Here is a 14,691-nt window from a genome sequence, read left to right on the forward strand (position 1 = left end):
TCTCACTCTCCTATATCTTTCTCAGTTTCCCAGTAGTCAAAAATAACTTTACAGCGACTACCATTATGACAATACTTATTCCAATATATATCAATCCATATGTACTATTTAAAATGACTGGATTTGCAAGGTCGAGCGTCTGCCCACTCAGTATTTTAGTAAAATTAAAATAGTTAAATGGATTAAAAGGAACAAGATTCATCAAACTAGGAAATAACATAGGGAAAATATACAATAACAATTCCAAAAACAGCGTCAAATACATATTCTTCAATAAAACATTTAAAATAATTGATAGCAGTATAGTAAAAATGGATATACCCATCATATACAGGATAGATACTCCTAGGTATTTGTAAATTGGATAAATCTCAACAATACCATCAAAGATTGCAATAGGATAGGAAGGGTTCCCTAATCCCTTAAAATAAACCAATGGCAAGCTGCAAACAAATAACTCCAGAAGAAATACACCTACAATGAGCAACGACGAGATACATTTAGCTATAACGTATTTATCAAACGTAATAGGATAACCCTTAATTAACGACGTATGTTGAAATTCTTCTATCATGATCCCACATGTATAAATACTCATGAAAATAAACCAAACCGAACCTAAAACACCAAATAGATAAACGAGAAATGGAAAGAAAGATAAAGAATTCGTGGATAATGATATTCCTGTTCTCTTTACATATTGATAGAATACACTCTCCAATTGATTTTCTGTTTTTGAAGGTAGATAACTCGCAACATTATCAAATCCCTCCATATCAAATGCTTTATCTCTTAAATTCGCTAGGTCTATCGCTGTATCCAAAAACAACTCCGGTTTATTCATCCTTATTGCCATACGTTTCTTCGCTACAGTTTGTTGCTGGAGAACTAAGTTCTTATATATGTCGCTTCCATTCCCATTATCAGTAGCATCTACATTTTGAAATTTAATCAACGCGGAAGACAGCGATTGATATTCGATTGATTGTTCTTTTATCGAGTTTCCTAAATCCTCGGTTTTCACAAATAAAACCATACCAAAAACAAATACTGCCACAATAATACAACCAAAAATATTCTTTTTATTTGATTTCTCTAGAATAAAAAAGTTCTTTAATATCTTCCACATAGCCTTCCCCCAAACTACTAATCTCTGTATTAAATAAGTATCCTTATAATAAGTAAACAAGTCTTTTATTATTTCATTCAACCACCATATATAGTAATGTCGAAAACACCTGACATTGAAAATTTTCATGGCCATAGTTTATACAAACTAGCATTCTATGATAGTTTCTAAGCTAGCAAATAATAAAAGAGCGTTACACCACTGCCGAACGGCAAATGCAAGTCTACGGAAAATTCAGTTAAATAAGAATGGTTTTGTTCCAAATTTGATAAAAACTAATGATATTTACTTGTCTTAATACCTTTTAATCTTATTGAACGACCTAACTAAGAAACATCTTGAATTTTGACCAAGGCTAATAAACTGCTCTAATACCTAACTATGGCCGTGCTTATCCACCTTTTCTTTTTTTAGATGTTCTTTTTCTTTTTGACATAAAAACACCCCTTTAGACAATCATATCTAAAGGAGTTAAAAGACGCAACATTATTACAAATATTCAAACTTCACCAAAAACAGTTAATATTCTTTATAAATGGTCAATTATTGTATCTTTGGGATAAAGTTTGACTAAAAAGAAATAACTAACCCTTATTTGATGATAAATGAAAAAACTTCATTTTAAAAGAAGATTGATCATTTTTTATAATCCTTATAAAAAAGCATCATGTGTTTCTTTAAACCCAAAAGAGGATTAACGCCACTCGTTGCCTCTTTTTATTTCTTTACTTTCGAAATAGTCATCCCATTTCCGATTGGAATAATAACAGATTCTAATTGAGGATGATTAGCCACAGTTTCATTGAATTTCTTCATTAATTCAGTATAACGTTTAGGTTTAGCCCCCTGGTCTGCTACACTACCCCCAGCAAGTACGTTATCTGTAACTATTAAAGCACCCGAATCTGCTAGCCTAATACAATATTCTAGGTAATTTTCATAATTATCTTTATCAGCGTCAATAAAGAAAAAATCAAATCGCTTTTTATCCTCCACTAGTTTTTCAAGGCTTTGCAAAGCTGCTCCCGTCATATAGGATACTTGATCGTCAAAGCCAGCTTTAGATAGATTGCTGTGCGCTAACTTTGCATATCTCTCTTCTAATTCAAGGGAAGTTAATTTTCCTTCTCTACCAAATCCTCTTGCAAGACAAATTCCACTATAGCCACCAAGAGCACCTATTTCAAGAACATTTTTAGCCCCTGAAATTGCTATAAGCATAGTTAGAAGTTTTCCAGAGGAAGAAGATACTGATATCGAAGGCATTCCGTTTTCTTCAATGGACGAAATGACTTCCACCAAAAGTGCATCCTGATTATGAAACAATGAATCAATATAGCTGTTAATTTGTTTCATTCAATTCAATTCCTTCCTCATTATTATCTAAAGACTGTTTACTATCAGACATCGGATTTTCAGTTTCTTCATTATTGTTGGGTGTATTCATTGCCTCATTCTCATGTATCTCAAATAATTGAACAAATTCGTTGATTACCATATCAATGGCTTTTAACTCACCGACTAAAATTGGTTGAATAGATTGAAACTCTGGTTTATCTAACTGTTCCATAATGGTTGAACGTTTAAGATTCATCCTCTCTAAAAAAGCAATTTCCCTACCTCGACGAAATGTTTTCGGTCCATGTGAACTATCTCTTCCTCTGTAACGCTCACCACGATGATGTCCCTCGCTCTTAAAGTCCTTGAATTTTTCATTTCTCATAATAAATCACCTTTCTTTGTATACATATTGACAATATTTGATCAAACTGACCTACGACACACACAATTCGTACATTTTCTGAATTATTTTAAAACCAGGCGCCAGATATTAATTTTCATATAGCCTTGGAAAATATCCCGAACAAAAAAATCGTATTCAAAAGAGACAATCTCTTAAATACGATTTATACAACTTCCCAAAATTCTTGTCATGTTTTAGAGTTAGTATAGTTTATACCTTATAATTTTATCAAAAAGAGCTATTCTAAAAATAAAAGGGGACAAAATTATGACACGTGAAGTTATTTTATATGTTGGTGTTAGTTTAGATGGATTCATTGCTAAGGAAGATGATGATTTACAATGGTTAGAAGAAGTTGAAGGCGAAGGTGATAATGGATATACAGCAATGTATGACACTATTGATACGACGATTATGGGAAAAAGAACATATGACTACGTTATGGAACATGCAGAAGCTTTTCCTTATCCTGACAAGAAAAACTATGTCTTCTCAACAACTGAGCAAGGTTCAACTGAATACGTAGATTTTGTGAATGAAAATGTTGTAGCATTCACCAAAAAGTTAAAAGTACAACAAGGTGCTAAAATATGGATGGTTGGTGGCTCTGATATACTCGATGCTTTTATCAAAGAAAATTTAATTGATGAATACATTATTACGGTCACACCTCATATTTTAGGATCTGGCATTCCTTTATTTAAAGATAATAATCCCCAAATAGATTTAGTATTGGTTAATTCAATACGTTATGGACAGTTTGTACAGCTGCATTATAAGGTTAAATCATGAAAAAGCACTTGACCTCGATGTATTATCATACTATAATTTCGTTTATTATTCTAAATATCAAATGAGTGATGACAAGAAAATATTAAGCCAGATCTCCCTGTTGGCAGAGAATCAGTGGTTGGTGGAAACTGATACAAAGATCTGCGTGAATTTCATTCTTCGAGCTTTTTTATACTGCATCTTAGGACAAGTAGTATGAAAACGGATTAAACCGTTATTTTAACAAGTGGGAAACATGAATTGTTTCCAATTAGGGTGGTACCGCGTGAACAGCCACGTCCCTATCTTTATAGATAGAGACGTGGTTTTTTGTCTTTTAATTTTAAAGGACACTAAATACCAAAAAAGATTGGATTGATTAGCATTCAAACATCAGAGCAATGGTCATCGAAGATTGGTTTTATTTTATCTGCAGCTGGGTCAGCTATAGGAGTAGGAGCGATTTGGAAGCTTCCTTATGTAACTGGCATCAGTGGGGGAGGCGCATTCTTTCTTCTATTTATTTTATTTTCTTTGTTTATAGGTTTTCCGTTGTTGCTAGCAGAGTTTATCATCGGTAGAAGCACTCAGAAAGAAGCAGTTAGTGCTTATCGCACTTTAGCTCCTAATACTAATTGGCATTGGATTGGAAAATTAGGAGTATTTACTTGCTTCCTGCTACTATCTTTTTATAGTGTAATCGGTGGTTGGATTGTTATTTATTTTGCCAAAGGTTTGTTTGGTGGAATAATTAGTGAGGGTGCAGATTATGGGGCTATCTTTAACAGTACGATTGGAAATCCTACTTTGGTTATTGTAGCTCAACTTGCGTTTTTAGTTATCACTGTTTTAGTAGTAGCAAAAGGGATTCAAAATGGAATTGAAAAAGTAAGTAAAATTTTGATGCCTGCTTTATTCATACTATTTTTTGTTCTAATCATTCGCTCACTTACACTCGATAATGCAATGGAAGGTGTAAAATTCTACTTAGCACCTGATTTCTCGAGCATCACATCTCAAAGTATTCTGTATGCGATGGGGCAAGCTTTCTTCTCCCTAAGTGTTGGTGTATCAGTAATGGTAACGTATAGTTCCTATCTATCGAAAAAAGAAAGCTTAATCCAACCGGCTATTTCAATTGTTTCAATGAATTTATTCATTGCTTTATTAGCAGGATTAGCCATCTTCCCAGCTGTATTCTCTCTAGGTTTAGAACCAGCTGAAGGCCCTGGATTATTATTTGTTGTACTACCTGCTGTCTTTGATCAAATTATTTTTGGTGAAGCTTTCTTATTAGGGTTTTTAGCATTATTTTTATTCGCTACATTGACTTCTGCCTTTTCTATGTTAGAAATAATTGTCGCTTCTCTAGTGAAAGGTAAAGAAGAGCAACGAACAAAATATGCATATTTTATTGGTGTTTTAATTTTCGCAGTAGGTGTTCCTTCAGCATTATCCTATAGCGTATTTGCTGATATTTTAATCTTCTCCAAAAATATTTTTAACTCAGCTGATTATTTAGTTAGTAATATTTTAATGCCACTAGGCGTGTTCTTAATTTCTATATTCATACCATTGAAGATTAAGAAAAGTACTTTACGAGAAGAACTATTGCAACATTCTCGTTTAGGAGCTTCTGCATTTAATATTTGGTTCTTCATTATGAAGTACGTTATCCCTCTAATCATTATCATCGTATTCCTTGATATTACGGGCATACTCGATAAAATTATTGCACTTTTTTAAGATGAAACAACCCGTGTTTTAAATGCACATAAAGTATTGGAATAAAGTTGGAATAATAATATTACTTGAAGTTTTATATAGTAACAAACGAAAAAATCCATTTTGAAAATAGATTGATCAAAATGGGTTTTTCGATTGAAAATGTCGGTTTAGTTATAATAAAAAAGTTTGATCATTTTTCTGATTGTTATAGAACTAACGCATAGTATTATTGAAGTAAAATCCACTTTTACTGAACCTCAATGTAAAATAAAAGTAGTAAAATGTTACAATCAAAAGGCACTACAAAGTAATCGAGATGGTAAAGGTTAATATCACTTGAAAATAATAAAAAGAAGGCTATTTACAATCCTCTGTAAATAGCCTTCTTCCTATATTTCCTCTTTTTGAATATGGTTAATTAATCTCTCAAAATACTGTATTGAAGAGTTTATTCTATAGTTTGCATAATCCCCAATAAAGTCTGCTAATATTTCTTGCCCTGGCTCCATAAAATGTTTTCTGTCAAATTTAGACATCTTGTCCCAAGTCGTTTTTATCTCGTATACCTTTTTTTCTAATATACCGATGACTTTATCACGATCCACATATTTCATATTAGCTAAACCAATGACCATACTACCGATTGTGTCTGCATTTTCAAAGAGTTTATAAATTTTTTTCGGTAATACTTCTCGGCCTTTTTCAGTGATTGCAAATACTTGTTTATCTGGTCGATGCTCTTCTTTAATGATTTCTTTTGCCTCAATAAAGCCTTGCTTCGCCAATGATTCAAAATGGTAATATAACTTGCTTTCAGTCAGACCATTTATCGTATCAAGAGGCTGTAATTCTGAGATTTGTTTTTTCAATTTATAAGGGTAATTATTTTCTTCCACAAGCTTAGTCAGAATGAAAATTTGAATTGCCATCATTTCAGCTCCTTAGGCAAATATTAGTTCTATTGTATCAAAACTAATCATTTACTTCAGCAGAATTTAAACTTTTGCAGATTCTCTTGAATCCACTACTGGCAGTGGCTTGTGTAAGATCCAAACGATAACAACGTTAATTAACATCGCTACTATACCAACTAAAGCTAACCCTAACAAATAAGGGCTTACACTTGTACTACCAAAAATATTCGCAAAGTAAGCTTGCACTGAATAATACATCGGTGTAATATGGCTCGCCCACTTATAAGGTGCATACATCATATCACGTGAAATCGTTGCCCCATTAGCAATCGTTTGAACTAACAATATTGGGATATTTAAGATCATACCTGCTTCACCAATTAAGAATACTACAATTGCTGTGAAGTTAAAGCATACCCAATAATTCAGGATTTGTTGTCCCCAAATTTGGAAGAATAAATCTCCGCTTAAATCATTGATACCAAACGCTATACCTGCTGAAGCTAAACCAGCAATAACACCAATAAGGATTGCTGTTAATTGTACATAAATGAATAAACGTGTTTTCGTAGCTCTCCCGCGATTTACTTTAAACGCACCAACTAATTGCATCGCTGCAATCATCGCCCCTACATATAAGGACATAGTTAAAAACATTGGTAACATATTGTTATGCATACCATCTGGAATGTCATTAATTTTAACAACATTACCTACATAACTGTTTTCAATCAGCTCAGCCATTTCTTTTGCTTGATCTTCAGGTACATTAAAGTTCATTACAATACCTTGTGCTGTTTGTTGTGAGAATTGCCCACTTAATTGCTCGTTAATTTGAGAAACAACTTGTGTCATAGAAGATGATACAACTGTTGCTCCTGCTTCGTTGAGAGTGAAATCAATACTTGATGATACATCACTATTTCGTAAATCAGCTGAAAATGTTTCTGGAATATGGATTACTAAAGCTAATTCGTTATCTTCTAAATTTTTTAAAGCCGCTTTATTAGAAATGTTTGTTTTTATATTCTCAAATGGGAGTTGTTCTACTAAGCTCTCTGTAATTTGAGCTCCAGATTCTCCTACATCATCATTAATAATGGCAATCGGTAATTGATCGATATTCCCAGGAATTGCTGTATAACCTGGCAAGAAGATTCCTAACATACACACTGCATAAAAAACACCCATAAATATAGAGCCTATGGCACCTTTACTCTTCAAAAACTCTGTAAATTTCATATTGTAATTCCTTTCTAAATATCTATTCGTTATTTCATTAGTAATTAAGTTAAAGTACTTTAATTAAACCACTTTAACTTAACTATGTTAAGTATCTTATAAGATTCAAGTTTCAATTGCAATCAAAAAAGTATAGTATGGCCTATTTTGTTTTTATTTTTTGTCGAAATTATGAAAAAGAGAGGATCGTTACTAACTATAAGTGATATAAACTTATTAAAAAATAAGTACATCGCTAATAATATAACAGCACCATGGCAAATCCAATTCAAACAAGGGGAGTTCCAATATTTTCACAATATTGAAGTTACTATATAATACAACTTTCAACTAATCATTAGCCCTCTAAAATTTCCAACTATTTAATGCATAAATTATGACTGAATAAAATGAATTGATCTTCTCAATTTGGCCCTAAAATAAAAATAAACGCTGTTCCTTTTTTACAGGAAAGCGCCTTATTTCTGAAGATAGTTGAATATACTTTTGTCTCAATTGGTCTATTAAAAAAGCTACATCAAATTTATTGGATTATTTTGAACAAATCATAGTCTTTTTTTGGGATCCTTACTGTATAAATTACAAAAGGGGCAATTCAAATGACTTTAGCGAACATAATAGCTGATATTTTTTCTTTAAACGATAGGGACAAAGAATCTATTTTAGATTATCTAACTCGCCATTTCTCGGCGTCGACTTCACAACAAGGATCTTTAATTGATGAATTGAGAGAGAGAAAGTTTTCACATGGATTTCATTTATTGAGTGTATGTTAAATGGTCTATCACTTCGTAAAACAGCTTTAAAAATTGGTATCACTCACGTAACCGCGTTTTATTGGAGACATAAAGTATTGTCTGCTCTCGCAAAAAAAGTATCGGTATTTTTGAAGGACTAGTAGAAGTAAATGAAACATACTTCTTAGAAAGCCATAAAGGACAAAGTGTTATTCCGAACCGTAAACCAAGAAAACGTGGCGGTCCTGCTACAAAAAGAGGTATTTCCATTGAACAATTCTGTGTATTAGTAGCTAGAGACCGAAACAAAACAACCCTTTCAAAGCGAGTCGGTTCAGGTAGAATTCTATTGGAGCAAATTGATACAACCCTTACATCGCATTTTAATAGTCATACCTTGCTTATTTCCGATGCTCACAATTCTTACAAATCTTATACGTCTAATAACGATGTGGAGTACGTCATCATAAACGGCAGTAAGAAAGAATATGTAAAGAAAGGCATCTACCACCTCAATAATATTAATAATTACCATTCCCGTTTAAAGAAATGGATAAGTCGTTTTAATGGTGTTTCTACGAAGTATTTACAACTTTATTTAGTGTGGTTTCAATTTCTCAACAATAGGAAAATGGAAAGCGATTTGAGCAAGAAAAAGCAAATGCTTATCTTGGCAAGTGTCCATGGAACTTGGAAAACCGTCGATAAGTTGAGACTGAGAAACTTCGCATTCTAGTGCCAAGATTATTCATGTTATTTCATAGGGAAATAAAAATGCACATAAAAAAATGAGCTGGGAAATGTATCTTCAAGCTCATGTATTTTGCTGTCCGTTTTTTACTAAAGCACCCGTTAGCCATCCATGAAGCGCAAAATCAGCGCTTCACCACAGAGAATGAAAATGGTGAAAAACTGTCTATACTGATTCTATGGCTGGGAGAGGAAGGTCGATGAACTATGGTGCCTTAGAGCCCATCCGTTAGTCTGACTCCAACGACCACGGTGCACCACTGACTGTCGCTCCCTTACGGGAAGCACACATGGTAGATTAATCCTATTCTGATTGTTGCACCAGCCTCCAATAATAAGAGCCGTAGAAAGGATGTTTTCAATGGATGTAGTCATTGAAAGAGCATGTGGTATGGATGTTCATAAGGACAATATAACTGCATGTATTATCACACCAGAAGGAAAGGAGATTCAAACATTTTCTACTAAAACTATTTTCTTAATACAGTTGGTTGACTGGATTAAACTGTATAACTGTACGCACGTTGCCATGGAGAGCACTAGTGTCTATTGGAAACCTATTGTGAATTTGCTGGAAGCTGAAGATATTGAGTTTCTAGTTGTGAATGCCCAACATATGAAAGCAGTTCCTGGTCGCAAGACCGATGTGAAGGATGCCGAATGGATTGCCAAACTTCTTAGCCATGGACTTCTAAAAGCAAGTTACATTCCTAACCGAGATCAACGGGAACTACGTGAACTAGTTCGGTATCGTCGGAGTATCATTGAAGAACGTGCTAGACAACATAATCGCATTCAAAAAGTGCTAGAGGGCGCAAATATTAAGCTAGGTTCTGTTGTTTCAGACGTTTTAGGTGTTTCGGCACGAGATATGTTAAACGCTATTGCCGAAGGTGAAGATGATCCTACAAAACTTGCAAACTTTGCTCGACGTTCCATGAAAAAGAAGAAAGATGAACTTGCTCTAGCTTTAAAAGGATACATCAATTCACATCAACGTCTTATGTTGAAAACCATTTTAAAGCATATTGATTTTTTGACTGAACAAATAGAAATGCTCGATCAAGAAGTGGCAGAAAGAGTAAGTGTCAATCAAGAAGATGTGGAACGACTTGATTCTATTCCTGGCATAGCTACAAGAATGGCCGAGCAAATTTTATCTGAAATCGGAACAGATATTAAGAATCAGTTTCCAAGTGCGGCTCATATGTGTTCTTGGGCAGGATTGGTTCCTGGACATAACGAAAGTGCGGGAAAAAGGAAATCAGCTAAAACCAAAAAAGGAAACAAGTATTTGAGATCAGCATTAACAGAAGCAGCTCATTCTGTAAGAGGATCTAAAAACTATCTCGGAGCACTGTATAGACGGACAGCATCAAGAAAAGGGAAGAAACGAGCAGGAATTGTGGTCGCTCATGCCATGTTACGCATTTCCTATTATCTCTTAACTCGAAAAGAAATGTACGTAGACTTAGGTGAAGACTACTTTGATAAAAAGAGACAACAGTCAATTGTTCGACATTCCTTACGAAGACTTGAAAGTTTAGGATATACAGTTACAATACAAGAACCTGAAGCATCTTAATCCAGTCCATGTACCTACAATAGATCTAGAATCAGGCGCTCTCCCCTTTTTTTTTAACGAATGAGCTGCGTCTTCTTTAGTATTGCCTTCTCCCCAATGTTACAGATCTTAATTTTCATGGTAGTTTAACAACTTATTTCTTATCATCATCTTCTATTTCGCCGTATTTTTCCAACAATTCACTAATTCCTTTTTCTTTATCTCTTTTTCCATATTGTTTCTCAAACATTTTTCCAATTATTGAATTGTTAATACCTTTAGTCACAGCTACTTTGATAACTGTAAATAGAACAAACAATCCTGCTAGATATAACACAATTGCTTCCACCGATATAATTCCCTCCAAGCATTAAGTTAAATTGAATAACTAATTTTACCACATGATTCCAATTACTTTATTGAAGTATTCTGCGGCTTTAGTTGAATGAGAAAAAAGAGCTGTATTATCCAGCTCTATATTTCACTAGTCGAGTAGAAGGAAACCTTTCTACCTTGCGGTAGATTGTGTTCCTCTCCCCTCACAGAACTTATCCCGACTTCTGCATAATTCCGACTTTTATAAGTAAGCCATCAAAAACACAGGTTTTTTCTATGTTTTTGATGGCTTATAGCTTAAAAAGTCGGAATAATTATGTCTATAATAATCCATAAAGTCGCTTAATTAATTCTTCATCATTCTGCCATGATGTAACTTTCTGTTCCTGTGTCAATGGATTTAGACTGCTTGTTGCTTTTTCTATCGCTTCCCGTTTCATCTGTGTATCCGCATTTGCATAAATCTTAGTTGTTTCCAACTGTGCATGACCCAACCATTCCGACAAGAGTGCCAGTGGCATGCCGCCGCGGTAAAGATGCATTGATCTGGAATGACGAAACATATGTGGATGAAGACCTTCGGGTACTTTATTACATTGATCTCTCGCTGTTTTCCCATATCGTTTCATAAATTTCCCGACATTATCAGCTGACATTGCCTGTCTTTTCCCTTTTTGTATAACATAGAATAAAAATTCGTCTGTAACCTTTCCATCATGAAAAAGTCGAATGTAATTATTAAAGTGATCAATGGTTCTTTGCATGAGTGGTACGATTCTTATTTTGTTTCCTTTTCCTGATAATACTGCATGGGAATCCTTTGTAGATACACGAATGTCACTGATTTTCAAATTAAGTATTTCCTGATTTCTGCCGGCAGTGTCATACATCAATATCATGAAAAATAAATCTCGTATACCTTTTCTAGCAGATGTATCAGGTTGTGCTAGGATTGCCTTTAATGCATCTTCTTCAAAGAATTTCACCTGTTGTGTTTTCTCTGTCTTTTTGATTGGTATCATTTCAAATTCAATGGTATAGGCAATGATCGACATGTCCCTATTTCCGGCATATTTATAGAAGGAACGTATACTAGAAAGCCTGTGATTTCTGGTCGGAATACTGCATTTGCGAGTTTCTTCTAGCCAATCAAGATAGCCTTCCACGGTTTTCCTGGAGATTCTATCAAAAGAAACTTCCATCAACGGAAGGTTTTCCTCCTCTTTTAGGTATTCTAGGAGGAGATTCAATGACTCTCTGTAAGCCTTAATCGTATTCGCACTGCTTGCCTTTTGTTTTGGCAAATAGACTGTGAGGAAGTCCCGTACCATCTGGTAAAACTTTAAGCTTTCCGATTTTACCATGGTGATACCTCCGGTATCAGTGCCGAAAATGAATCCCAATCAATTGCATTGGAACGAGTCAGATTTGTAGGAAGGAGATGGATATAATAGGCGGTATCAGAAAATCTAGCATGCCCCATATATGTACTTAGGTATGGAAGCTTTGCATATAAGTCTACGCCTTCGTCTAGCCAATTCATCATTACAGCCGATGCGAATCTATGACGGAGATCGTACACGCGTACTCTTGTAGAACATTGTACAGGTTGGTTACGTTCCCATATCGAAAGAAATTGCTTGGTGAGCCATTCAGCCGAATACGGGATGCCGTCTGGATTTGGAAAGAAGTATTCGCTTTTAGGTGCGAATATCTTTAGCTTTTCATAATATTCTATGCAGAAATTTCTTATGTCATCTGACATTGGTACAATACGTTCTCTATGCGTCTTATTCTTACGAATAAAGAGGGTACCTCTATCCAGATCCACATCTAATTTCTTGATTTCACGTCCCTCATTCGGACGTAGACCGCAGAAATAAATCAGCCTTAATAGTGCAGGGACAATTAGATGACGATTTGGTGTGTTTTGGTTTCTCTTTAGGCGGTCAGCTTCAGTAAAAATAGTTATAAGTTCTTCATCTGTAAATATATAAGGCATAAATGAGGATCTTCCTCCTGAAAAGTCGGAAGGTATAACATAGCTCTGGATACCAATCGCATTTAGATACTTTCCAAATTCTCTTAAAGGGGATAGCCTTCTGCGAAATCCTGACTGACTTTCTGTAGGTCGCATTATTGCCCACGCATGGACAAGTTCCATGGTTAGTCTGTCTTCCTCAGGGAAATTTCCCCAGCAGAATCTGCTGAAATCACGAAGAAACCCCTCATACGTGCGTCTTTGGTAGCCTAGACTCACCTTATAATTCAAGCATTTCCTCAATATATGGGGTAAAAAGGCTTTCGATTTGATTTTTCATACTCGGACCTCCCCGATGGTGCCGAAGCTTAATGCACATTGCTTCAGACCATTAGTATCTAGGGAGATGTACTGCTTAGCAGCTTCTGGCGAATGGTGCCCAAGTACCTGTGAAACGGTCGTAATGGGAATTCCTTGAACGACCATTTCCGTACCAAGTGTCCGACGAAGTCCATGAAAGGTTTTTCCGTCACCAACAGTATGGCTGATGCCGGCACTTTTGAGGTATTTCCGAAATACGCAGGAAATAGCCACCCCGTCTTGAAACTTATGATAGGGTGCAAGACTTCTCAGGAAAATATAAGAAGATTCTGATTTTGGTCTTCCGTTAAGAATATAATCAATTATGGCATTACCAGTACGTTCTTCCAATGGAAGTGATAGCGGCTGTTTTGTTTTACCTTGTATCAGATAAATTTCATTGTTTATCCAGTCAACATCCGTCAGCTTTAGGTTTGTGATGTCACCAGCACGTAGTCCAGTGGAGATACCAAGTTGGATGATGGCATTATCCCTTTTTCCTGCCGGTGTTTCTGTATTAACCTGTTTCAGTATTAAGTTTAATTCTTCTGGTGAAAAACAGGGCAGAACTTTCTTGTCACGAGCTCTTGGTACGAAAAGGATTGGTTCAAAACGGATATCAAGCAGGCCTTCCTCACGAAGATACATATGAATTTTTCTTAGCACTGTTACTACATCATCCATGGTTTTTGGACGACTGGTAGATATATCAACAATGAAACTTCGAATAACTACAGGCGAGACTATTCCAATTGTGCTGTGTCCGTGTGTAGTCAAAAACAGGAAGTACCTTTCAGTGATGGATCTGTATATACCGATTCTACGGATATCCCCCAGACTAGAAAGAAATTCAGTTAAGATTTTTTTGTAATAGCTTGAAAGTAGGGATTCTTTTTTGATACTAAAAACTTTCCAAGCAAAACCGCCGGTTTTATATACCTCATTTATAATACCAAGACCTCTCAAACGCCAACATAGGGTTTTTCGTGAAATACTACCAAAATAAAATAGCTCTTGGTAATGACTCCTAAGTTCATCCATCAGTTCGGAACAATAGAATAGTTCTGATTTCTCACGATAAAAATTAGAGATTGGCTGAAATGCACGGTGATGATAGAAATGAATGTAACCGTCACGAAGCTGAAGTTCATTCAAGTTTTCATTAGCTAAATCAATTAATTCTTGGATTGTGACTTTATTCATTACATAATGCCTCCATTAACAATAGATTTGGTTGATAACCAATATTTATTATCGGTTGACTTATGTAAGAAAAATACAACTGTGAAATTTATTATTCCGACTTTTCCCCCTCCTTTTGGAGAAAAGAATTCGTTATTTCATGTATTTTAATTATAATCATCTAAAGAGTCGGAATAACCCAGAGGTCGGGATAAGTTCTGTTATCCGGAAGTAGGGATAACAGAACCGTGCT

The 14,691-nt window shown here is 35.0% G+C and carries 13 protein-coding genes, 1 pseudogene and 1 other annotated feature; of the genes and pseudogenes, 5 read left to right on the plus strand and 9 right to left on the minus strand.

All coding sequences use genetic code 11. The annotated features are described in order from the left end of the window. Positions 1 to 10 precede the first annotated feature (10 nt). From ACEPXG_RS17965 to ACEPXG_RS17975, 3 genes are all read right to left on the minus strand, one after another. The gene (locus ACEPXG_RS17965; protein WP_391205497.1) at positions 11 to 1,129 is read right to left on the minus strand and encodes an ABC transporter; all 1,119 of its coding nucleotides are present in this window, start codon (positions 1,127 to 1,129) and stop codon (positions 11 to 13) included. Between the two features lie 717 nt (positions 1,130 to 1,846). After that, on the minus strand, positions 1,847 to 2,485 hold the full coding sequence (locus tag ACEPXG_RS17970; protein WP_391205500.1) for an O-methyltransferase: 639 nt from the start codon (positions 2,483 to 2,485) through the stop codon (positions 1,847 to 1,849). Next, complete coding sequence (locus ACEPXG_RS17975; RefSeq protein ID WP_391205503.1) at positions 2,472 to 2,852, minus strand: hypothetical protein; 381 nt, start codon at positions 2,850 to 2,852, stop codon at positions 2,472 to 2,474. The genes ACEPXG_RS17970 and ACEPXG_RS17975 overlap by 14 nt, the downstream gene beginning before the upstream one ends. A gap of 288 nt (positions 2,853 to 3,140) precedes the next feature. On the opposite strand from ACEPXG_RS17975, the gene ACEPXG_RS17980 reads away from it, so the two are divergent. Both ACEPXG_RS17980 and ACEPXG_RS17985 read left to right on the plus strand, forming a co-directional pair. Next, a complete protein-coding gene (locus ACEPXG_RS17980; RefSeq protein ID WP_391205506.1) occupies positions 3,141 to 3,665 on the plus strand; it encodes a dihydrofolate reductase family protein in 525 nt (174 codons plus the stop codon). Between the two features lie 59 nt (positions 3,666 to 3,724). Continuing rightward, positions 3,725 to 3,951 (plus strand) — a binding site (T-box leader). Between the two features lie 77 nt (positions 3,952 to 4,028). Beyond that, the gene (locus tag ACEPXG_RS17985; RefSeq protein ID WP_391209990.1) at positions 4,029 to 5,390 is read left to right on the plus strand and encodes a sodium-dependent transporter; all 1,362 of its coding nucleotides are present in this window, start codon (positions 4,029 to 4,031) and stop codon (positions 5,388 to 5,390) included. 371 nt (positions 5,391 to 5,761) lie between these two features. Here the strand turns inward: ACEPXG_RS17985 and ACEPXG_RS17990 are convergent, their stop codons facing one another. Both ACEPXG_RS17990 and ACEPXG_RS17995 read right to left on the minus strand, forming a co-directional pair. Beyond that, positions 5,762 to 6,304 carry a PadR family transcriptional regulator gene (locus ACEPXG_RS17990; RefSeq protein ID WP_391205509.1) on the minus strand — a complete coding sequence of 181 codons (543 nt, stop codon included), beginning with the start codon at positions 6,302 to 6,304 and terminating at the stop codon, positions 5,762 to 5,764. Between the two features lie 63 nt (positions 6,305 to 6,367). Next, the gene (locus ACEPXG_RS17995; protein ID WP_391205512.1) at positions 6,368 to 7,528 is read right to left on the minus strand and encodes a YhgE/Pip domain-containing protein; all 1,161 of its coding nucleotides are present in this window, start codon (positions 7,526 to 7,528) and stop codon (positions 6,368 to 6,370) included. A 599-nt stretch (positions 7,529 to 8,127) separates the two neighbouring features. Between ACEPXG_RS17995 and ACEPXG_RS18000 the strand changes: the two genes are divergently transcribed. The 3 genes and pseudogenes from ACEPXG_RS18000 to ACEPXG_RS18010 all read left to right on the plus strand — a co-directional run bounded on the left by ACEPXG_RS18000 (position 8,128) and on the right by ACEPXG_RS18010 (position 10,600). Further along, complete coding sequence (locus tag ACEPXG_RS18000) at positions 8,128 to 8,304, plus strand: hypothetical protein (RefSeq protein WP_391205515.1); 177 nt, start codon at positions 8,128 to 8,130, stop codon at positions 8,302 to 8,304. Continuing rightward, positions 8,277 to 8,885: pseudogene (locus ACEPXG_RS18005) on the plus strand (IS1595 family transposase); the annotation flags it as partial. The gene ACEPXG_RS18000 and the pseudogene ACEPXG_RS18005, both read left to right, overlap by 28 nt. Before the next feature lie 491 nt (positions 8,886 to 9,376). Next, positions 9,377 to 10,600, plus strand: a complete 1,224-nt coding sequence (locus ACEPXG_RS18010) for an IS110 family transposase (protein ID WP_391205517.1) — start codon at positions 9,377 to 9,379, stop codon at positions 10,598 to 10,600. Between the two features lie 133 nt (positions 10,601 to 10,733). On the opposite strand, the gene ACEPXG_RS18015 is transcribed toward ACEPXG_RS18010, so the two are convergent. The 4 genes from ACEPXG_RS18015 to ACEPXG_RS18030 form a co-directional block, all read right to left on the minus strand. Further along, positions 10,734 to 10,928 (minus strand): hypothetical protein, encoded by a 195-nt coding sequence (locus ACEPXG_RS18015; RefSeq protein WP_391205520.1) that lies wholly within the window; start codon positions 10,926 to 10,928, stop codon positions 10,734 to 10,736. A 307-nt stretch (positions 10,929 to 11,235) separates the two neighbouring features. Continuing rightward, positions 11,236 to 12,279 (minus strand): tyrosine-type recombinase/integrase, encoded by a 1,044-nt coding sequence (locus ACEPXG_RS18020; RefSeq protein WP_391205522.1) that lies wholly within the window; start codon positions 12,277 to 12,279, stop codon positions 11,236 to 11,238. Further along, positions 12,273 to 13,079 carry a tyrosine-type recombinase/integrase gene (locus ACEPXG_RS18025; protein ID WP_391201522.1) on the minus strand — a complete coding sequence of 269 codons (807 nt, stop codon included), beginning with the start codon at positions 13,077 to 13,079 and terminating at the stop codon, positions 12,273 to 12,275. Before ACEPXG_RS18025 ends, ACEPXG_RS18020 begins: the two co-directional genes overlap by 7 nt. Positions 13,080 to 13,232: 153 nt before the next feature. Beyond that, the gene (locus ACEPXG_RS18030; protein WP_391201519.1) at positions 13,233 to 14,459 is read right to left on the minus strand and encodes a site-specific integrase; all 1,227 of its coding nucleotides are present in this window, start codon (positions 14,457 to 14,459) and stop codon (positions 13,233 to 13,235) included. Between the last annotated feature and the right edge of the window lie 232 nt (positions 14,460 to 14,691).

The organism is Psychrobacillus sp. L4 (assembly GCF_042944905.1).
Lineage (GTDB): Bacteria > Bacillota > Bacilli > Bacillales_A > Planococcaceae > Psychrobacillus.